The 22,483-nt window shown below is 35.1% G+C and carries 17 protein-coding genes; 11 read left to right on the top strand and 6 right to left on the bottom strand.

Annotated elements, in window-relative coordinates:
* The first annotated feature begins 92 nt into the window (after positions 1-92).
* The 3 genes from Q4566_RS05845 (at position 93) to Q4566_RS05835 (ending at position 2,737) form a co-directional block, all read left to right on the top strand.
* The gene (locus Q4566_RS05845; RefSeq protein WP_303419545.1) at positions 93-1,001 is read left to right on the top strand and encodes an NAD(P)/FAD-dependent oxidoreductase; all 909 of its coding nucleotides are present in this window, start codon (positions 93-95) and stop codon (positions 999-1,001) included.
* 101 nt (positions 1,002-1,102) lie between these two features.
* A complete protein-coding gene (gene map, locus Q4566_RS05840) occupies positions 1,103-1,867 on the top strand; it encodes a type I methionyl aminopeptidase (RefSeq protein ID WP_303419543.1) in 765 nt (254 codons plus the stop codon).
* Positions 1,868-1,963: 96 nt separating this feature from the next.
* The gene (locus Q4566_RS05835; RefSeq protein WP_303419540.1) at positions 1,964-2,737 is read left to right on the top strand and encodes a peroxiredoxin-like family protein; all 774 of its coding nucleotides are present in this window, start codon (positions 1,964-1,966) and stop codon (positions 2,735-2,737) included.
* Positions 2,738-2,766: 29 nt separating this feature from the next.
* Here Q4566_RS05835 and Q4566_RS05830 read toward each other — a convergent pair whose 3' ends face one another.
* Positions 2,767-3,156: a hypothetical protein gene (locus Q4566_RS05830; RefSeq protein ID WP_303419536.1), complete on the bottom strand. Its 390-nt coding sequence runs from the start codon at positions 3,154-3,156 to the stop codon at positions 2,767-2,769.
* A gap of 264 nt (positions 3,157-3,420) precedes the next feature.
* Here Q4566_RS05830 and Q4566_RS05825 point away from each other — a divergent pair, with 264 nt between their 5' ends.
* Together Q4566_RS05825 and Q4566_RS05820 are read left to right on the top strand one after the other, a co-directional pair.
* Positions 3,421-4,356: a polysaccharide lyase family 7 protein gene (locus Q4566_RS05825; protein ID WP_303419533.1), complete on the top strand. Its 936-nt coding sequence runs from the start codon at positions 3,421-3,423 to the stop codon at positions 4,354-4,356.
* A gap of 268 nt (positions 4,357-4,624) precedes the next feature.
* Positions 4,625-5,323 (top strand): DUF2490 domain-containing protein, encoded by a 699-nt coding sequence (locus Q4566_RS05820; RefSeq protein ID WP_303419530.1) that lies wholly within the window; start codon positions 4,625-4,627, stop codon positions 5,321-5,323.
* Positions 5,324-5,336: 13 nt separating this feature from the next.
* Here the strand turns inward: Q4566_RS05820 and Q4566_RS05815 are convergent, their stop codons facing one another.
* Positions 5,337-6,716: a hypothetical protein gene (locus tag Q4566_RS05815; protein WP_303419527.1), complete on the bottom strand. Its 1,380-nt coding sequence runs from the start codon at positions 6,714-6,716 to the stop codon at positions 5,337-5,339.
* A gap of 155 nt (positions 6,717-6,871) precedes the next feature.
* Here Q4566_RS05815 and Q4566_RS05810 point away from each other — a divergent pair, with 155 nt between their 5' ends.
* A complete protein-coding gene (locus tag Q4566_RS05810; protein WP_303419523.1) occupies positions 6,872-7,837 on the top strand; it encodes a tRNA-dihydrouridine synthase in 966 nt (321 codons plus the stop codon).
* 211 nt (positions 7,838-8,048) lie between these two features.
* On the top strand, positions 8,049-10,454 hold the full coding sequence (locus Q4566_RS05805) for a glycoside hydrolase family 31 protein (protein ID WP_303419520.1): 2,406 nt from the start codon (positions 8,049-8,051) through the stop codon (positions 10,452-10,454).
* Between the two features lie 253 nt (positions 10,455-10,707).
* On the opposite strand, the gene Q4566_RS05800 is transcribed toward Q4566_RS05805, so the two are convergent.
* The 4 genes from Q4566_RS05800 to Q4566_RS05785 form a co-directional block, all read right to left on the bottom strand.
* Positions 10,708-12,552 carry a sodium:proton antiporter gene (locus Q4566_RS05800; RefSeq protein WP_303419518.1) on the bottom strand — a complete coding sequence of 615 codons (1,845 nt, stop codon included), beginning with the start codon at positions 12,550-12,552 and terminating at the stop codon, positions 10,708-10,710.
* Positions 12,553-12,740: 188 nt separating this feature from the next.
* The gene (locus Q4566_RS05795) at positions 12,741-13,988 is read right to left on the bottom strand and encodes a PepSY domain-containing protein (RefSeq protein WP_303419515.1); all 1,248 of its coding nucleotides are present in this window, start codon (positions 13,986-13,988) and stop codon (positions 12,741-12,743) included.
* Positions 13,989-13,996: 8 nt separating this feature from the next.
* Positions 13,997-16,342 carry a TonB-dependent receptor gene (locus tag Q4566_RS05790; protein ID WP_303419513.1) on the bottom strand — a complete coding sequence of 782 codons (2,346 nt, stop codon included), beginning with the start codon at positions 16,340-16,342 and terminating at the stop codon, positions 13,997-13,999.
* A gap of 83 nt (positions 16,343-16,425) precedes the next feature.
* Positions 16,426-16,743, bottom strand: coding sequence for a hypothetical protein (locus Q4566_RS05785; protein WP_303419510.1), 318 nt, complete (start codon positions 16,741-16,743; stop codon positions 16,426-16,428).
* A gap of 194 nt (positions 16,744-16,937) precedes the next feature.
* Between Q4566_RS05785 and Q4566_RS05780 the strand changes: the two genes are divergently transcribed.
* From Q4566_RS05780 to Q4566_RS05765, 4 genes are all read left to right on the top strand, one after another.
* The gene (locus tag Q4566_RS05780) at positions 16,938-17,801 is read left to right on the top strand and encodes an MBL fold metallo-hydrolase (protein ID WP_303419508.1); all 864 of its coding nucleotides are present in this window, start codon (positions 16,938-16,940) and stop codon (positions 17,799-17,801) included.
* Positions 17,802-17,825: 24 nt separating this feature from the next.
* Positions 17,826-19,436 carry a S8 family peptidase gene (locus tag Q4566_RS05775; RefSeq protein WP_303419505.1) on the top strand — a complete coding sequence of 537 codons (1,611 nt, stop codon included), beginning with the start codon at positions 17,826-17,828 and terminating at the stop codon, positions 19,434-19,436.
* A gap of 126 nt (positions 19,437-19,562) precedes the next feature.
* Positions 19,563-21,398, top strand: coding sequence for a M1 family metallopeptidase (locus Q4566_RS05770; protein ID WP_303419502.1), 1,836 nt, complete (start codon positions 19,563-19,565; stop codon positions 21,396-21,398).
* A 336-nt stretch (positions 21,399-21,734) separates the two neighbouring features.
* Entirely contained in the window at positions 21,735-22,430 is a 696-nt protein-coding gene (locus Q4566_RS05765) for a hypothetical protein (RefSeq protein ID WP_303419499.1), read from the top strand.
* Positions 22,431-22,483 lie beyond the last annotated feature (53 nt).

The following is a 22,483-nucleotide window of genomic DNA, read 5'->3' as shown; positions in this document are numbered from 1 at the left end:
TGAATAGAAGGGAATTAATAAAAAAAGGAAGCTTATCTATTTTAGCATGTACCCTTCCAGTACCACTAACAAGTTTTAAAAAATATAATAACATGAATACATTAAAGAATTTTGAAGTAATTATTATAGGCGGAAGTTATTCAGGACTTTCAGCTGCCATGGCACTCGGGCGTTCTTTACGTAACGTTTTAATTATAGATAGTGGTTTACCTTGTAACCGTAACACACCACACTCACATAACTTTATAACTCAAGACGGTGCGACACCAAAAGAAATATCAGAAAAAGCAAAAGCACAGGTATTAAAATACAATACCATTAGTTTTCTTGAAGACAAAGCACTTAAAGGAAAAAAAATAGATAATAGTTTTGAAATTACCACAGCTTCTGGTAAAGCATTTACGGCTAAAAAGTTAATTTTTGCAACTGGAGTTAAAGATATCATGCCACCAATTAAAGGGTTTTCTGATTGTTGGGGTATAACCGTTGTCCATTGTCCGTATTGCCATGGTTACGAAATAAAAAATAAGAAAACGGGTATTATTGCTAATGGTGAAACTGCATTTCACTTGGCGACTTTAGTAAAAAACCTAACGCCAAATCTGAGCATCTTAACTCAAGGAAAAGCTGAATTCAATCTAGAACAACTAGCCAAATTAAAGAAAAACAATATTGATATTATTGAAAAAGAAATATCAGAAATAGAACATAAAAATGGGCAAATTAAAAACGTGATTTTTAAAGACCATAGTAAAGCATCCATTGAAGCTACTTATGCTTCTCTTCCTTTTGAACAACACTCTAATATTCCTGAATTGTTAGGTTGCGAACTGAACGAACAAGGCTATATAGAGGTAGATATGATGCAGAAAACATCTATTGAAGGAGTATTTGCCTGTGGAGACAATGTCTCAAGAATGCGTTCTGTAGCACTTGCTGTCGCCTCTGGAAATGTTGCAGGGGCAGTAATCAATATGGAATTATCAAACGAACAATTTTAGATATACATATTTAACTCTAAATCAATCTTTTACCAAGATACAATAAAGTCAACTGAGTTTAAAAATAAACTTTTACCTTTGACTGAATTAAAAAAAACAAAATGTCCATAACACAGGAATCTGAATTAATAGGCATGCAAAAAATTAGTGAAGTTGTTGGAACCACACTAAAATTAATGCGAGAATATGCTGAAGTTGGTATGTCAACGAAAGAGCTTGATGAGTTCGGAGGTTTTATTTTAAAGCGTTATGGAGCTAAGTCTGCACCGTATGAAACTTATGGGTTCCCTGGTTATTCTTGTATCAGTGTAAATGAAGAAGCTGCTCACGGCATACCTTCCGACAAAAAAATACTTAAAGAAGGTGATTTAATTAATATTGACGTTTCCGCAGAACTAAATGGTTTTTGGTCTGATAATGGGGGGTCTTTTATACTTGGAAGAGACATACATAATCACCAACCTCTTGTCAATGCTTCTAAAAACATTTTACGCAAGGCCATAAGTAATATAAAAGGCGGAGTAAAAATTTCTGAAATTGGCTATTTAATTGAAACCGAAGCTAAAAAATCAGGTTATAAAGTCATTACAAACTTAGCTGGACACGGCGTTGGTAGAAGTTTACATGAAGCGCCTGATAATATTTTAAATTACAGAGTTAAAAGTAACCGAACACGATTTAAGAAAAATACAACAGTAGCCATAGAAACTTTTATTTCAACCCACTCAACAGTTGCTGTGGAATTAAATGATGGTTGGACCTTAGTAGGAAACAAAGGTGGATATGTCACGCAACACGAACACACCATACTCGTAACTGATAACCGTCCAGTCATATTAACAGCGTCAAATGATATTTGGAATTAAATAAATCGTTATGAACAACCCTTTCCTCCAATTTTAACAAATAATTATAGCAAATCCTTCCCATTTTTAAGTTCTTTATTGCACAAAAATCGACTTATGAAAATTAAAATCTTATCTACATTATTTCTGGGAGCTACCTTGATAGCTTGCGGCGGAAAAAACGACAAAAAGCAAAACACGGTAACCGAAGTGGAAACTGAAAAAGAAGAAAAAAACATGGAAGAACCAACGTTGAAATCCCAATTAGACGAAAAAAAAGCCAATTTCGAGCTTAAAGCCGACGACTATAAAAAGAAAATTTACGCAGAAGGCATCGAATCTGTTGAAAACAGCGGAATCACGAGCAGCGCAAAACAAGTTGGAGACCAGGCGCCTGACTTCACTTTAAAAAATGCTCTAGGCGAACCTGTTTCATTGAGCGACTATTTAAAAGAAGGCAAGGTTGTTTTAACCTGGTATCGCGGTGGTTGGTGTCCATACTGTAACCTAACACTTCATGAATTACAAGGAGAATTGGCTAACTTCAAAGCCAATGGCGCGACATTAATTGCTTTAACACCAGAGCTTCCAGACGAATCGATGAGTACTTCAGAAAAAAACGATTTAGAATTTGAAGTTTTAAGTGACCTTGGAAATAAAGTCGCTAAAGAATACGGCATCGTTTTTAAACTCACTGATGAAGTTGCAGAAGCTTACAATGCAGCCTTTGATATGAACAACCATAATGGTGATGCTTCAAACGAATTGCCTTTAGCAGCGACGTACATCATCAATCAAAATGGCGAAATTGAATATGCCTTTTTAGATGCCGATTATCGCAATAGAGCGGAACCTTCAGCATTAACTACATTTTTAGAAGAAAATAAGTAATCTTGTTGATAAGCTACTGATTTTAGGGTTTACATATCCCGATCAGCTAATCTCACATCTTGAAAAGTCGGCGCACCCTCTGTGATGCTTCCAACACCTTTTTTGTTTATTTTAAACGTCACATCTTTAGTGGTAGTAAATAACAAAACGGTTAAAAAAGACTTTTTAAGATGTGGTTTTATAACATTTAAAGCCTGCTCTAAAGTAAGCTCTTCTTCCACATCCTCGGTTTCTTTTAATCGATACCTAAATTTTAGTAGGACTTTAAAATCACCTTCAGAAGTAAGCGGTCTCAAAAATATATTCTTCAAATCAGGCTTACCAATGGTCTTTGCCATCGTTAATTTAGCAAATCGCCCTTCTTGAACACTTTCTTTTACTTGTTCCCAGAAAAGAACAAAATCTTCTTGATAAGACATAACTGAAGTTTTATTTATGAATGAATTGTAGAGGCTTCAAAAATAACACTAATTTCAAGAAAAATGTGGCAATCACAACTTTCATAACAAGATTATTAAATAGTCTTTAAAAACTATCGTGATTATCACTGAATTGATGTTAGCAAAATGAAGTTTCAAAAATCTTATCTTTGCAGAATAAAACAAACAACTACTTCATAACAAAACGCATACTTTTAGTTCTACCAAATAAAAAGTATACCCCAAAAAATAACATTTAAGTTTATGAAGATTAAATCATTTTTAAGACATACGGCTATCGTATTGTTATCTATTGTTTTTATTTCAGCCTGCAGTTCTAACGATGTCACAGAAACGCCTGAAGTAGAAAAAGAGCCAGAAGAAGAAGTAACTCCACCTGTAGAAGAGGAAATTGAAGAAGAAGTGACTCCACCTATTGAAGAGGAAGAAGAAATCACAAACATCACATGGGAAAATTGGTACCTCTCTGTGCCTTTAAACCGAGGAAACGGTAGTGCAACTTCTATTGGTTATGAAACTATTGTTAATAACAATTTAACAGCAGATCAAGCTAAATACTTTTACAAAAATGACGATGGAAGCTACACGTTATATACAAAATTTACAGGGTTCACAACCTCTGGTGAATCTGCTTTAGGCGATAAATACTGCCGTACAGAACTTAGAGAATACTGGAGAGGCAATCAAGACACCAGCGACAATTGGTCAATGGCTACAGGAACTCATATTTTAGAATCTACCATACATGTTGATTATGTTGAAGGTAACGGCCGTACCATTGTTGCTCAAATTCACGGTAAAGAATCTGAAGGCATTAGCGGAAATCCAGCAACAGTAAAAATTAGATGGAACAGCGGTATGATTCAAATTGATTACTACACCAAACCAGCAGAAGGAGAAGCATGGACAAGCAGCTATGATGAAAAATTAGATTTCGGACGTGTAGATAATGAAAAATTCACCTTCAAAATTAAAATTGAAGACGGTAAAATGTATTGTGCCCTAGTTTGTGAAGCAAAAGGTTTAAATATAGACTATACCGAAATTTATGACTATGTAGGGAATGGTTATGTTCATGAAAACTATTTCAAAACTGGTAATTATTTTGGTTGGCATGATGATTATGAAAAAGCTGCTCAGGTGGTATTGCACGAAGTGGTAACAGATCACACCGATTAAATAGAATAAAACAACTTCAACAGAAAACATGTCGTCAAGCTGAACTTGATTCAGGTTTTCATCACGAAACAACACAAATCCAACTTTAGGCTTTCTAAGAAAGTTTAAAATTGGATTTTTTTTGTGATTTTAACTCATGTCAACAACTACTCCAGAACACGACGCGCGCGTAGCTAAGCTTAAGCATTTAAGTAGAAAGCAGGAAACTATCTTCAGATGAAATTGTATTTCTGTAGATAACCTTTATTTTTGCAGAAAACTATTCTCAATGAAAAAGTACCTGTTATTAATTACTGTTAGTATACTATGTTTATGTCCGAAAAACGGAAATGCACAAATTGATGAAAGTGCCATGGGCGCTTGGTACATGTACTTTTTCGATACGACTTTTAACGCCAGTTCTTGGGGTGTTCAAGGCGATGTTCAATACCGTAATTGGAATATGGGTGGCGATCTAGAACAACTGTTATTAAGAGCTGGAGTTACCTATAAACCAAAGCAAGCAGATATCAAATTTACGCTTGGTTACGGGCATATTACCACGGGAACCTATGGCGATATTGACGATACCACCCAAGAAAGTAGAATTTATCAAGAAGCTTTATTTCCAGTTAAATTCGGGAAACGATTTTACACCAACCACCGTTTTCGTTTTGAACAACGTTTTGTGGAAAACCAAGATTTTAGAACGCGCTACCGCTACAACCTCTTTTTGAATATTCCGCTAAACAAAGCTGTTTTGGAAAAGAACAGTATCTATTTGGCCTTCTACAATGAACTATTCATTAACGGGCAACGTGATATAGGAAACGGTATTGACGTTGAAATTTTTGATAGAAACCGATTTTATTCAGCCGTAGGCTACATGATAAAAGATAATCTTAAAGTGCAATTGGGTGTGATGAACCAAACCACCAATAATTGGAATAAAAACCAAATTCAGTTAAGTTTACATCATAAGATTTAAACGTGATTGTCAATCATTTATACATTTTCCAACCGTCTAAAGACATTTTTTCTTCTTTCGATTTTAACCAAATTTTACTTTTATTTAAATCTTTAATATCGACAAGAATTTCAAATGAAATAGCTTCATTATGTTCTTCAGCAAAAGTATTATAGGCGTGAAATAATAGCTTTTTATCAAATCCAATTTCTATCCATGGCCTTTTATCTTTATCATAACCCTTCAATTTAAGTTTCATATAACTCGGTAAAGGCTTTGTGTGTCGTTCACTTAAAAAATCTGGACTTCTTTTGTATTGGTTTAAGTAAAAATCGATAATTTCTATTTCTTTTAGTTCTTTAACTTCATTGGGGTATTGTATATATTCAACATTAATATCGTAATTGTATACACTTCTAAAACTTAAAATCTCCTCAGGGCTTAAATTATGTGTTATGTCTTGTTCAATCTTAGCATAATCTCTTTTTCGATTGGCCTTATGATCATCTGGCGCCCCAATAGGTGTGAAAAGTCCAAATATCTCATCTAAACTTTGGCCATCTACAGCCGTGAATGCAACCTTACCATAAGCTGCCACGTGTATATATTCCATGTATTCCCTTTTTAATAAATCTACATGGCCTTTTGGTAAAATGTTAATAAGCATATCGCTAATAACCATTTGTCCTTCGCTTTCCTGACGAGTTTTCAGTTTTTCTTGATCTAAACGAAAAACATCTTTATAAAATCGCTGCTCTAAAATTGAGTACCAAGACAATTCAAAAGAATCAAAACTTATAGGAAGGTATCTAGAAATTCCTTCTTTATAGTACCTATGGCTTCTAAAGGGGTTATTTTCAACATCTAAGCCTTCAAAATCAGATAATATCAGATCATTTTCCATATATCGATAATGTGTTGGCGTTGATTTTTTTGTTTTAGAATCAAAAAATCGCAGTTGGTCTATTTGAACAGGAAAATCTACAGGATGAGCAATGACAATATCCGTTTTATAATATTTTAGCTTTGTGTTACTTTCACTAATAACTTCACTTGCAAATAAATAAGCGGGATACCCCACCAAAATTAAGGTACAAACTAACCATTTTATTTTATAGCCCTCTACGCCGTGTTCCATTTGACTAAAACAAAACGCCCCGTAACCAATAAAAGCATACAAAGCAGCAAATTTTAAATACGGCAGAAGCGACTCTACTCTAAAAGATGTTGGCGCACTACTATTTCCAAAAGACTTTCCCAAACCAATTGCATACATTAATAGATAACAACTTATAGCAGTTAAAATTATGACGGTTATAATAACGCCTGTTTTTCCTCCAAAAAATGCAGCAGGAGTTAAAAATAACAAGCCTACGCTTATCATTACTAATAAGACAGTAAGGTAATCTGACATATAAAGAGATGTAAAAGTGTTAAGAAGTGTTAGTTGAAGTTCTGAATACTAAACAAATTTAATCAACATCAAACAATAAAACAGTTTATAGGAAAGATAATTCTCATAAAAAAGCATCAATCAATTACCCTATCTTTGCAGCTCGAATTAACAACATGGCTGCTACCCTACTTTCATCACCTTTACAAGGTTTTACCGATTTCAGATTTCGTAATGCATTTAACCATTATTTTGGTGGTGTTGATACGTTTTACGCGCCTTACATTAGGCTAAATGGTAAGCTGAAAATTAAGCAGTCGTACCAAAATGATTTGTTACCCGAAAACAATAACACGTTGGAAGTTATTCCGCAGGTCATCACTAACGATCCTGACGAGTTTGTTTATGTTGCAAAGTACGTGCAAAGTTTAGGCTACAAAGAACTCAACTGGAATTTGGGTTGTCCCTACCCTATGGTCACCAAATCGGGTATGGGTTCTGGACTTATTTGTCAGCCCAATAGAATTAACGAAGTCCTTCAAAAAGCACATAACGAAACTGATATTTTGGTTTCTATGAAAATGCGCATGGGCTATGAAAATGCTCAAGAAATTCTAGAAACCTTCCCTATTTTAGATGCTTATCCACTTAAAAACGTGGCCATTCACGCTAGAATTGGTAAACAACTTTACAAAGGCGCTGTAGATTTAGATGCTTTTGAAAAATGCATCAGTAGCACCAAGCACAAACTGTATTACAATGGTGATATCACTAGTGTTTCAGCCTTTAAAGCTATTGAAGATCGCTTTCCGAAGATCGATCACTTTATGATTGGCCGCGGCTTAATCGCAGATCCCTTTCTGCCTAGTATGATAAAAAACAATACGACCGTTTATCCTGAAAACCGATGGGCTATTTTTTCAGAATTTCACGATACTATTTATGAGCAATACGACGCGTATTTATCTGGGCCAACGCCTATAAAAATGAAGATGCTTGGTTTCTGGGAGTATTTTTCACAGTCAACTTCAAATCCGCAGAAAACCTATAAAGCCATAAAAAAAGCGTCAAACCCCGTAAAATATAAACAGGCGGTTAAACAAATTATAAATGCTGAAATGAAAATGAAAGCGTCTTTATAAAGATTCACGCGTTTCATAAATTGGTTCTTCACATTTTAAAACAAAATGAGTAATAAATTTCTTTCATTTTATCCTCATTTAGGAATTAGTTAATTAAGCGCCTCATTATTTGTTCATTACATAACATATCTATTTGTTTTTTAATGATTAGCGATATGAATGCAGACTTAATTTTATTAAATTCGTTAATGAATTCTAATAACTACCACATATGATTTTAAATACCGAATTAGAATATAAGGGCAATTTGTTTCCTACTCGAATAGTGAAATACGAGAAAAACCTTAATGTCCTTTCCTTTACTACTGAAAACGGTGTGATTTTGGAAGTCACAGTTAGAAGAGATAGTATCCTCCGTTTCAGGTTTACAACTACAGGCATTTTTGATAACGATTTCTCTTATGCCATTACAAAATATGCTAGTAGAGGGTACAACCACCTTGAAGTTACTGAAGACGACCACCACTATACCATAACTACTTCAAAACTTATCTGTAAAATTTCAAAATTAGACTTACGCACTGCTATTTATGATGCCAAGGATAATTCTTTAATTTGTGAAGATGAACTTGGTTTCCACTGGGAAGAAAGTTATGAGTTTGGAGGCGATGTTGTAAAGATGTCTAAAACCGCGCAACCAGGAGAAAGTTATTATGGTTTAGGCGATAAACCTGTTGATAACAACTTAAAAGGGAAGCGTTTTGAGAACTGGGTAACCGATTCGTATGCTTACGGTCGTGATACCGATCCCATATATAAAACCATTCCGTTTTACACGGCTTTGCACAATAAAAAATCTTACGGTATATTTTTCGATAATACCTTTAGATCGTATTTCGATTTTTGTAACGAACGTAGAAATATCACCAGTTTTTGGGCTCATGGTGGTGAAATGAATTATTATTTCATTTATGGGCCAGATATGGGTGATGTTGTAGTGAACTACACCGATTTAACAGGGAAACCACATGCCATGCCTGCACTTTGGGCATTAGGTTACCACCAATGTAAGTGGAGTTATTATCCAGAATCGAACGTCAAAGAAATCACCGCTAAGTTTAGAGAATTACAAATTCCTTGTGATGCCATTTATTTAGATATTGATTACATGGAAGGCTTTAGATGCTTTACATGGAATGAACAGTTTTTCCCAGACCCTAAACGTATGGTGAAGGAACTGGCTGATGATGGCTTTAAAACCATTGTTATTATAGATCCAGGAATTAAAATAGACATGGATTATTCGGTGTTTAGAGAAGGGCTTGAAAAAGACTACTTCTGTAAACGTGCCGATGGCCCATATATGAAAGGTAAAGTTTGGCCTGGCGAGTGTTACTTCCCAGACTTCACAAATCCTGAAGTAAGAGAATGGTGGGCCAATTTGTTTAAAGAACTTGTTGAAGATATCGGGGTTCGCGGGGTTTGGAACGACATGAACGAACCTGCTGTTATGGATGTTCCTGGAAAAACATTCCCTAACGATGTGCGCCATGATTACGACGGAAACCAATGTAGTCATAGAAAAGCACATAATGTTTACGGCATGCAAATGGCGCGAGCAACCTACCAAGGTTTAAAGAAATTCTCTTACCCGAATAGACCTTTTGTAATTACAAGAGCAGCTTATTCTGGAACGCAACGTTACACCTCTAGTTGGACGGGTGATAACGTAGCCACTTGGGACCACCTCAACATTGCTAATTTGCAAGCACAACGCATGTGTATGTCTGGATTCTCCTTTATAGGATCGGATATTGGTGGTTTTGCTGAACAACCTAACGGCGAATTATACGCCCGTTGGATTCAATTGGGCATTTTTCACCCGTTCTGTAGAACACATTCTTCTGGAGATCACGGCGATCAAGAACCATGGGCTTTTGGAACAACCATTACCGATGTGGTTAGAAAATTTATTGAACTACGTTACCAATTACTTCCATACTTATATACAGCATTTTGGAAATATGCCGAAGAAGGCATTCCAATCTTAAAGTCATTAGTACTTTACGATCAAAAAGATCCGCAAACACACTATAGAAATGATGAGTTTGTTTTTGGTGAACAAATATTAGCCTGCCCAATTACAGGTCCTAATTTAAAAGGAAGACGCATGTACATCCCGATTGGGAAGTGGTTTAACTTTTGGACGGATGAAGTGGTTAATGGCGGACAAGAAATTTGGGTAGATGCCGATTTAGATAGTATGCCAATTTTTGTAAAAGAAGGTGCTATCATTCCAAAATACCCAATTCAACAGTATGTTGGTGAAAAAACCGTTGAAGAATTAACCCTTGATGTTTATTACAAAGAAGGTAATGAAATCTCTGAAGTTTATGAAGATGCTACTGATGGTTACGATTACATTAAAGGCCGTTATAGCTTAAGAAACTTTAAGTTTCAAGGAAAGAAAAAAGAAGTGATTATCCAGCAACATAAATCTGGAAAATTCATTACCACTTATAAAACATTTAGAATTCATTTCCACGGATTACCATTTACCATAAAGGAAATAGAAATTGATAATGTGATTATTCCTTTCGAAGAACTAAGATTTAAAGGCGGTACAAGTTTAAAACTGACCAAAGAATTTACAGAGCTTCATATTATTGGAGAATAAAATTCAACTTTTACAACATACCAAAAAGCCTTCATTTAGTTTAAAATGAAGGCTTTTTTATATAAGACCCTTCAGGTTTTTGAAACCTGAAGGGTCTGCAAGAATTAAATCTAAATTACCGCAATACTACCGTTTCTAAACCTGTTTCCAGTTATGATAAGAACCTGAAACAAGTTCAGGTTGACGAAAGGTTTTATTTTGATTCAGCCTCTTTTTTTATTAAAAGTATATCACTTATAAAAAAGCTGCTAATCTAAGTCGTTTGCACCTTCTCAACATCAAAAGGTTTTCCTAAATAAACCAATAGGTACCCTTTTTCGATGGTTTCAACTTCTAAGTTAAATGAAGAAATAATATGTAATTCCCCTTCAGTATCTTTTATAAACAAAGGAATCATGTCTTTATCCTTATTCGTTACTTTAATTAAATCTTGATAGTGGTCCTTATCTTCTAATTCAATTTCATTAATAGAAGGATGTCTGCGCGCCAAAGCATATAATGTACTATAATCATCTTTATGGGAGAACAAGCCCTCTTTAGGGTTCTCGCTATCGTCTAGCATTTCTAACGGTGTTACGAGTCTAAATGCACCATTCTCACCAAAATCATTACCAAACTTGCTAATAGCGAATTTATTAATATCTGAATTTCCAGTTAAAGCCATTAAATAGCCCACATCGTTCAATTCAATATTGTCCATTAAGGTATCAGAATAAATATTAGTAGTTATAGCCTCTAGCCCGAGTTCTTTAGCTTTCTCGATATTTTTCTCATTACTATCAATAAGCACCACATGCCTACCGTTTTCAAATAAATAATGTCCTAAAAGTCTAGATACTTTTGAAGCACCAACAATTAAAATACCATCAGATTTCTTAAGGAATACCCCAACCAATTTTGCGAATAAACGGGCGGTTGTTGCATTTAATAATACCGTACCTAATACGATCATAAACACCAAAGGTGTAATATACTCAGCACCTTCCACCCCTTCTTTCAATAATTTACTACCAAAAAGCGAAGCAATACCTGCAGCAACAATACCGCGAGGTCCTACCCAACTAATAAAAAGTCTTTCGTTAAATTTTAACGAGGAATTGATGGTACTTAAAAACACCGCCAATGGCCTAACAATAAACACCACCGATAAAAATAAGGCTAATGTTTTCCAGTTGTAAAGTAACAAGAGGTCTTCAAAATCAATATTAGCAGCAAGTAGAATAAATAGAATAGAAATTAACAATACACTTAAAGACTCTTTAAAATAAAGGAGTTCTTTAAGGTTTTTTAATTTTCCGTTTCCTAAAACCATACCCATAACCACTACGGCTAGCAGTCCCGATTCGTGAGCAAAGAGTTCCGATTCTACAAAAACCAACAATACAGTAGATAAAGACACCACATTTAAAAGGTAATGCGGAATCATTTTTTTATTAATCATAAAAGCCAAAGCATGAGCGAAGGTGAACCCGAAAGTAGTACCGAATAATATAATTTTTCCAAATTCAATCAAGGCCATTTTTGTAAAACCTACATGACCTTCAACACTAATAAATTCAAAAACCAATACAGCTACTAAGGCACCAATAGGATCAATTAAAATACCTTCCCATTTTAATACGGCAGATACATCTTTTTTAAGCGGAATATTACGTAAAATAGGTGTGATCACGGTTGGTCCTGTTACAATAATAAGACCAGCAAAAAGGAAGGAAATCTCCCAACTTAATCCGAAAATCTCATGTGCTAATACCCCAGAACCTAAAAAAGTAATGGTTGCACCCACAGTAATTAATTTGGTAATAACGGGCCCTACATTTTTTATCTCCGCTCTTTTAAGCGTTAAACCGCCTTCAAAAAGGATAATACTAATGGCTAATGATACAAAGTAATAAAGTCCGTCACCAGGAAAAAAACCTTTTTTGCCATTCCAAACCGGTTCAATCCATTTCGATCCGTCTTGAGTAATAAACTCAGCAGCAATTGGCCCTACTAAAAGCCCTATTAAAATTAAAGGTAAAATGGCGGGAATCTTAAATTTCCAAGCGACCCATTGTGCCAATATCCCTAAAATAATAATCCCTGCAAGTTCTAACATATAATCAAAATCTGAATGAAGGCACTAATTTAAAGAAAACCGACCATTTAAGGATTTTAAATAGGTGATCTTTCGGCCTCAAAGCCATAAAATAAGTACTTTTTTGCTTAAAGCCCGAATTATAAACCTTATTAAAGAGAAAACAACCCACAAAATTTTACTGTTTGTGGGTTATTTGCTCCATGAAATCAGGCGAATTTCTGCTTCTTTTTCCGTTTGTTTTTAAAAAATTCGTAGAGTGCAATTAAGGCTACACTAATTCCGAAAAGCGGAAAAATAATGGCCAGCAAAATAACAACTGCCACTACCCCGTAACCTACTTTGAATTTAGCCGACACTTTTGGTGTGCCCCACTTGCCTTTTTCTTTACGCTTTAAATAGGATATTAAACCTGCAAGAGCAATCACCGTTAGTAAAATAGCAACACCTAGCATGAGTAAAAAATTCCAATACCCAAATTGGCCTTGATGAAACGCCATAAACCACATACGGCCACGCATTAACACACCAACATCTTCCCAATTATGCTGAAAAATTTGCTTTCCAGAATATTGATCAAAATAAAAACGTTGTTGTTTATCTAAATCGTAAGTTTGGTTGTAAACGATATAAACACCTTCTGGACTTTGCGGCAGCCCAATATGTAAAGTACCATCTAAGTTTTTAGATTTCGCAAGGTCTACAAAATGATCCAGGGGTAAGGCATCACCCGTCACTTTAGAATGCAATCCACGGCCATCCCAGGTTTTAGGGAAACCGGTGTTTGTTGCTTCTTGAAGACTTCTAAAATTTCCGCCAAAAACATCGGTCCATGGCATCCCTCCTGCTAAAGTCATCAATAATAAAACAGATATCCAAAAGCCTAAAACCGTGTGTAAATCTCTGAAGAAAATACGCTTGCCTAAACTTGTTCTTACCCTAAAAAAGGCTTTAACACCTTCTTTTTTAGCAGGCCAAAACACGTAAACACCAGTGATGATTAATACAAACATCCAACTCGCCACAAGCTCTATAATTTTTGTACCAAACTTGCCTAAAAGTAATTCACCATGTAGCTTTCTTACCGTGTACATGTTAGAATCTTTAGGGCTAATCGTTCCAGAAACCTCAGCGGCATAAGGGTTTATATAAGCGCTATTTTTATGACTAAAGCGCCCAGAAATAAACTCGGTAGCCTGAGTGTTTTCCGTTGGAATCACCATCGCATTCGGTGCTTTATGTAATGTTGTTTGCGCTAAACCCCATTGCTCTTGAAAAGAAATGGGGTCGCCAGTGGCTTCAACTACTGTTATTGGAGCTTGTAAAGGCGCTTCATAAGCATCTTTAAACAAATAAACACCTCCAGTTATGGCCAACAACACGATAAAGGGTAAAGCAATAATACCCGCAATAAAGTGCCATTTCCAAAGCCATTGATTTAATTTTTTATTCTTCATAAGGCCATCTAAAAGTTATAGTTTACACCAAAATGAAACGCTCTCGGGTTTCCAACAGAATAGCTATTCTCTCTACTATATTGATTATAACTTGCCCTTACAGAGTACAATTCATCAAAAATATTCAAAGCATGCAACCACACTTCAAAATGCCTGAACTTGTATGATGCTAAAACATCAAAGGTGTTATAACCGTCATAAGTTGCCGTACCAAAAGTACCATCGCCGTTATCAACCTGTCCTTCTAAACTGGTATTGTATTTTCCAACCAATTGATGTGTTAGGTTTAAAACCAAGTTTTTCACCGCTTTAGGCTTGTATGTAATTTTGGTTGAACCCAAAAGACTAGGCGCCGTTTCCCTATCGGTGTTTGAATAATCTACACCACCTTCATAAAACACCAAATAGCGGTGCTTGGCATAACTTCCATTGTAGCTAAAACTTAGTTGACTAAAAGGGGTGTATTTAATACCGTACTCAATACCATAAGATCTTGTTTTTCCGGCATTGGCATTGTAGAATTCATCATTGTCATTTCTTAAAGTCACTAAAGTGTTTTTTCCGTCGAGCATATACAACGCAGCATCCATACGTAGTTTATGATTTAAACTCCAATACGTTCCTACTTCGTAATTGTTATATGAACTTGGCTTTAATTCGAAAACCTCCTGCCCTACGCCTACAAAACTATTTCTGTAAAGCGTTGATGTTTGCGGTGGTGTAAACCCGTTAGAATAATTTGAATACACCCCAATGTTTTGATTGAAATTATAGTTAATTCCAACTTTTGGAGAGAGGTTATTATAATGGTTTTTAGAATCCTTTGGCCCAGCAATACCATCTACGGCATTGTTATAATTGTATTCAAAACCATCATAACGCAAAGCCGCTGTCACTTTTAAAGCTTCCGTTGGGTTAATTTCATATTGAAAATATCCTGCGTAGTTTAAAATATCAGCCTTATAATTTAAAATATAATCACCCGAATTTAATGTGTATCCAGTGTTCTGACCAGTAGCTGCATTTACGGTAACATCAATGGTTTCAGCTTCATATTTCTGAGGGGAAAAATCGGTTGACGCTCCAACAATTAATGATGAATTTGCAAAATCGAAATCCATTTTATGCTGAATTAACCCAACATAACTATTGAATGAATTACTGTTTATTTCTCCACTACCATCGCCGGTTAATTGTCTCGTATTTGAATCTCTAAACTGACTGATGCGGTACGATGGTATTTGATCCATCTTATTGTTTCTAAAAATAAAGTTGAAAGATGTTTTGTTCTTAGAATTCCAAAATTTATCTAATGTCGTTCTAGCGCGAAAGGCAAAAGCAATACGTTCTGCGAAAGTTTGATCACTTTCATAATTACCATCAGTAAAATCAGATTCACTAAACGAACCAGACATATCCGATCTATAATCAATAAGATGAATCGAGTTCGTCCAATCTAAACTAGGTGATAAATGATTCACGTTTTTAAAAGTAATCGCAAACTTTTCGTAATCACTGTGTTTTATAGGACCATCTTTTCGTTGTACGTAGTGGGTTCCTAGGTAAAATCCTGTTTTTTCATTAGCATATTGCGCTACTTCAAGGTCGTAACGTGTTAAGCCCATATCGTTAATTTGAAAGCCTAAAAACCCAGAGAAATCAGGTGTTGGATCTTTGGTAATAAAGTTGAAACTTCCTCCAATGGACTCACTACCGTAAATACTTGAAGCAGGGCCTTTTAAAACTTCAACACGCTTAAATGCAATGTCGTTCATTTCAAGTAAGGCATTATGATTGAAAACCGCGGTTGGTCTAATAGGCAGGCCATCTTCAACATATAAAAACAACGATCTTGTTGAAATTGGCGAACGTACCGCCATGGTATGCTGCTCATTTCCTGCAGCTTTAGATGAGGCCATAAACACACCAGGCACATCGTTTACCAATTGGTCAATACCAAAGGCTTTGGTTTCTTTTATAGCCCCTGAAGTAATTACCGAAATAGAGGCAGGAACTTCACGCCTTAATTGTTTCTCACGACTTGCTGAAACAACAACTTCCTCTAAAAGTTCGTCATTTTCAGTTAAAATAATGGTGTTTTCAGTGGCTGAAAGGGTTTGTTCAACAGTGGTATAACCCATAAATTTCACAATAACTGTAGGGTCTTCCGATAAGGAAATACTAAAACTTCCATTGATTGTAGAAACTACAGCTTTACTAGAATTTGTTTTCGATTGTATGGTGGCTCCGGCTAAAGGTTCTTGATTGGCATCAACAACTTTTCCTGTATATGTATTTTGCGCATAACCGCATAAGCTCGCTAAACTCATAGCGAGTATTAATATATTTTTCATGTAATTAGGTTTGGTTTAATGTAATAGCAAGCTTCCTTTTTGAGAAAATTTCAAAAAGCGCTTGTAAGTTTTTAGAAAACACATTAAACCTTAGGTGGTGGTACCGTACAGTCTTTAAATACCGTATTAATAGCATGGAGATACCTCCAATTATGCGGTATTAATTCTGAACTATTTGAATTGATACTATTAAGATGATAAGGCTGAAAATAAACAGGTACAAAGGCTTCAAAAAGGGAAGCCAAATACGAATCGCTAGTTGAATTATTTGAAGTACCTGAAGCCAGTTGCGTTACCAAGTGACACTTACCATTACATTCTAATTTCGGGGCCTCTTTATTGATACAATAAGTTTCTATAATATAGTCAACATTTAACTCAAAATAGGCAATGTACCCCATATTATATAAGGGTCTGATTGCCAATGAAAAAATGAGAATATATGAAAAAACAGCCTTCAAAAACGAAATTTTTACAATAAGCAAGCAAACTTAGTTCATAACAAGGGAAAAACAACGATTTTTTCTACAAATCTTCTTAATATATTCTTAACATTTTACCCGATTGACAATAGATTCCTTAGTTTTGTTCCCCTATGACCTTATTTCCTATAAACACGGGCAATTTTAAACTTGATGGTGGCGCCATGTTTGGCGTCGTTCCAAAATCTATTTGGCAACGTACAAACCCTTCAGATTCCAATAATATGATTGATTTAACGGCGAGATGCCTTCTTATTCAAGATGGTGACCGGCTGATTTTAATCGACAATGGTATGGGGAACAAACAATCTGAAAAGTTTTTTGGTTATTACTACCAGTGGGGCGACTTTAGCTTAGACAGTTCTTTAAAACAATATGGTTTTCATCGTGATGATATTACCGATGTTTTTTTAACACATTTGCATTTCGATCATTGTGGTGGAAGTATCCAGTGGAATAAAGATAGAACAGGTTACGAAACCGCTTTTAAAAATGCACATTTTTGGAGCAATGAAGACCATTGGCAATGGGCTACGCAGCCTAACCGCCGTGAAAGAGCCTCTTTTTTAAAGGAAAATATCCTTCCTATGGAAGAAAGTGGTCAGTTAAAATTTACAGGACTTCCAGAAAACGATATCCTTAAAAATTCAGCTTTAGGTTTCGATATCTTTTTTGCTAACGGACATACCGACAAGCAGATGATTCCTATGATAAAATATCAGGACAAAACCATTGCTTTTATGGCCGATTTATTGCCTACTGTTGGTCATTTGCCTCTCCCATACGTTATGGGCTACGACACCAGACCGTTATTAACCATGGACGAAAAGGAAAAATTTCTAAACATGGCTGCCGATGAAAACCTCTACTTGTTTTTAGAACACGATGCACATAACGAGATTATTACTGTGCAACATACCGAAAAAGGTGTTCGATTAAAAGACACATTTACAACTTCAGAAATATTCAATAAATAACACATATATAATTAAAAAGTAACTATGAAAACATTTAAAACAATAGCAACTTCAGCTTTTGCAGCTGTATTACTTTATGGCTGCGGTGGATCAAGTATCGTATCTACACCAGTTGAAAATATTGATAGTTCTCCTTTAAAAGTTTCAGAACTTACTGAAGCCGAAGCGCATAATTGGGGTCATTTAGACCTGGTTACAGATACTATTCCTGGGATGAGTGTTGATCGCGCTTACGCGGAATTAATTAAAAATAAAAAAGGTAAAAAAGTGATTGTTGCTGTGATTGATTCTGGTATTGATATCGATCATGAAGATTTAAATGAAATTCTTTGGACCAATGAAGATGAGATTCCTGGAAACGGCATTGATGACGATAAAAATGGTTATGTTGATGATATTCACGGTTGGAACTTTTTAGGTAAAGGTTACGACGAACAATTAGAAATGGTTAGAATTTTAGTTAGTGGTGACAAAAATTCTGAAGATTATGCCAGAGCGGAAGCTGAATATGAAGTAGAATACAAGAAGTGGACCGCTAATAAAACGCGTTACGATCAAATATATGGGGTGATTAAAGATGCTAATGCAACTTTAACTGCACATTTTGGGAAAGCAGATTACACTAAAGAAGAAGTTAAAGCTCTTGAAACAGAAGATGAAGATTTAGCAAAGGCTAAGCAAATCGCTATGAGCATGTATGGCAATGGCATGGATTCTTTAGCTGATGCTGAAAAAGAAATTAAAAATGGTGTTGAAAGCATTAATGATCGATTAAATTCTAATTTAAATAAAGATTTAAAAGGACGTGTTACTGGAGATGATCCAGAGGATATCACTGATACGAATTATGGTGATGCCAACGTAAAACCAGTTAAAAAATCTGAAAGTCACGGAACTCACGTAGCAGGAATTATTGCTGCCGTACGTAACAACGGAAAAGGCGCCAATGGTGTTGCTAACAACGTAGAATTAATGAGTGTTAGAGTGGTGCCAAACGGTGATGAGTACGATAAAGATGTGGCATTATCTATTCGTTATGCTGTAGATAATGGTGCTAAAGTAATTAACGGAAGTTTTGGTAAAAGCTATTCTCCACACGCCGATTGGGTACGTGAAGCCATTGCTTATGCTGCTAAAAATAATGTGGTTTTTGTACATGCTGCAGGAAATGACAGTAAAGATGTAGATACTGCACCTAACTTTCCAGATGATAATGTAGATTTTGTAGAGATTTCAGATACTTATATTAGAGTAGGCGCCTTAGCTCCGACTTATGGTTCTAAAATGATTGCTGGTTTTTCTAACTACGGAAAACAAAACGTTGATGTATTTGCTCCTGGAGCAAGTATTTACTCAACAACTCCAGAAAACGAATACGATACTAAAGGAGGTACATCTATGGCCGCTCCTGCTGTTGCTGGTGTTGCTGCATTAATTCGTTCTTACTATCCAGATTTAACAGCTGCTCAAGTAAAAACAGTAATCTTAGATTCTGGTTTAGCGATTAATAGAAAAGTTATTGTTGGAGGTAACACTTCTGATATTCGTCCGTTTGCCGATTTAACAAAATCTGGTAAAATGGTAAATGCTTATAACGCATTAATTATGGCTGCAAAATTATCTGCAGCTAAATAATATTACAACAATTAGTATTTATGCCTGCTTGAACATAATCAAAAACTGCAAAGTTCTGTTTTAAAACAGCCGATTATTTTCAAACAGGCATTTTTATTTAAATAATCCTACTAAATAAATTTACATATGAATCGTTTTCTTTTATCTGTTTTCTGTGTTTCATTACTGGTTTCGTGTAAACCAACACAGCAAACAGCCGCAACAAAAACCTCAGCAACATCACCTGAAAATTGTTCTACATATTGGCAACAGCATGTAGATTACAAAATGGAAATTGATATGGATGTAAACACCTATCAATACAAAGGCACTCAAAAACTGGTTTACACCAATAATTCCCCAGATGTTTTAAACAAGGTGTTCTACCATTTATACTTTAATGCCTTTCAACCAGGTAGCGAAATGGACGTGCGTTCTCAAAATATTCCTGATCCAGATGCTAGAGTAAAAGATCGTATAGGCAAACTTAAACCTAATGAAATTGGTTATATTAAAGTCAATTCACTTAAACAAAATGGCGTTACTATTAACCATGAAACCGTGGGTACCGTTTTAGAAGTGGAACTCGCAAAACCTATTCAGCCCGGTGAAAGTGTAACTTTCGACATGGTTTTTGATGCTCAAGTGCCTATTCAAATTCGTCGTTCTGGACGAAATAACAAAGAAGGTGTTGCCCTATCAATGACGCAATGGTATCCTAAATTAGCCGAATACGACTATGAAGGTTGGCATGCCGATCCTTACATAGGGCGTGAATTTCATGGTGTTTGGGGTGATTTTGATGTGACCCTTAACATTGATAAAAATTATGTAGTAGGAGGAACGGGTTATTTACAAAACCCTAATGACGTTGGTCATGGTTATGAAACAGGAACTGTCAAAACGCCAAAATCAGAGAAACTTACATGGCATTTTAAGGCGCCTAACGTACATGATTTTACATGGGCTGCCGATCCAGAATACAAGCACGATACCATGCAAGTGCCTAATGGACCGCTGCTGCACTTTTTATACAAAAGTACCATGCCGGCCGACAAGTTAGAAAACTGGAAAAATCTACAACCAAAAACGGTTGAATTGATGCAGTTTTACAGTGAGAACATTGGAAAATACCCATACGATCAATATTCAGTGATTCAAGGTGGCGATGGCGGCATGGAATACGCCATGTGTACTTTAATTCTAGGGGAAGGTGATTTTGATGGTTTATTTGGTGTAACATCGCATGAGTTAGCACATACTTGGTTTCAGTTTTTATTAGCTACAAACGAACTAACAAACTATTGGATGGACGAAGGTTTTGCCCAATACTTTGGAAAACTAGCAGAAAGCAAAATAAATGGTAAATCATTTAAAAAAGATACCAAACAGACTTACGATGTGTATTCATACTATGCTAATTCTGGAACTGAACAACCAATGACAACTCAAGCCGATCGTTTTCATTTTAATCGTTCTTCTTCAATTTCGGCATACTACAAAGGTTATGTGTTTTTAAACCAATTAGCTTATGTCATCGGACAAGAAAATCAGCAAAAAACCATAAAAGCATATTTTGATAAATGGGCGTTTAAACACCCTAACGGTAACGATTTTATCCGCGTAGCGGAAAAAGTTTCAGGACTAGAATTAGACTGGTATTTAAACGATTGGACACGTACCACAAACACCATTGATTACGGCGTAAAATTGGTTGAAAATAATAGTATTACTTTAGAACGAATTGGCCTCATGCCAATGCCTATAGACCTAACCGTAACTTATACTGATGGTACTACTGAAGATTTTTACATTCCATTACAAATGATGCGTGGTGAAAAACCAACCACAGCAACAACCTTAAACGACTGGGCTTGGGCTTATCCAACCTATTCGTTTAAAACTGAAAAAACCGTGAAAACCGTGACTATCGACCCAGACGAAATGATGGCCGATATCGATAGAGAAAATAACGAAAACTAGAAATAATTTTTCTAAATTTTATATGCCCTTTTGATTTATCAAAAGGGCTTTTTTGTGGATAACTAATTGTATCTAACTATAATATAACATTTTAAGATGTATAAGTTTATATGTATGTTTGTTATATAAGTAGTGAAATAAAACAGTTGGAGACTGTAGAGTTAGATATAGATGTATTAACTAAAGATTGTAACGATGCGCAATAAAGAAAATATCCTATTAATACTTTTTGCAATATGTCTGTTTTCAATAATTCATGCACAAACTAATATTGAGGATACCATATATATAAAATACAAACCACAACAATAAAAAAAGAAACCTCACCAAAATAAGATGGCAACCATAGCTCGAAGGACACAGAATGTGATTAAACTATTGATTTATATCAGCTTATTTTATTGCAATGTATACGCCCAAAATCAATCCAAAGGTAAATTCTGTGAAGAATATGAAATTAAAGATTACGGGGCATGTATAACATTAAAAACTGACAACACATTTGTACATAGTTTTGGCGGAGACATGGGTACAGAAGCTCATGGAAAAGGAGAATATAATTTTATAGACAATAAATTAATTCTCAACTATAATAAGACAGAACCTGTAAAAACAGGATATCATCTATCTAAAATATGGACAAACAATAAAAATACTATTACTTTAAATTTTAAGTTTTTCGATTTTGACAGTATTCCCGTTCCTAATGTAAACGTCTTTTATAAAGATAGTTTGTCTAAACAAGGTTATGGTGGTGGCGTTGCAAATGAAAAGGGAGTTGCTTCTTTAAATCTAAAAAAGGATAAAACATTTTTAAAGTTAAAAATGACTAATATTGGTTATTCCCCATACGAATTAAGTATTGATAAAAATTACAATTATGTTATTTCTGTATATCTACAAAAAGTTGGAAAAGGATTACCAATACTAAATCAAATAGATACTTTAATAATAGATAAAAAAAGACCAAAATATTTTACAGTTAGAAATAAAAATGGGTCAATAACTACTTGGAAAAAATTAGAAAACTAGATGCAGGAGTCTATATTTCTTCTGTTTCATTTAAAAACTACTTCAAGTCTGTT

This window comes from Tamlana sp. 2_MG-2023 (genome assembly GCF_030548465.1).
Lineage (GTDB): Bacteria > Bacteroidota > Bacteroidia > Flavobacteriales > Flavobacteriaceae > Pseudotamlana.
The sequence above is the reverse complement of the archived record's forward strand: the minus strand, read 5'-3'. Positions and strand labels throughout refer to the sequence as shown.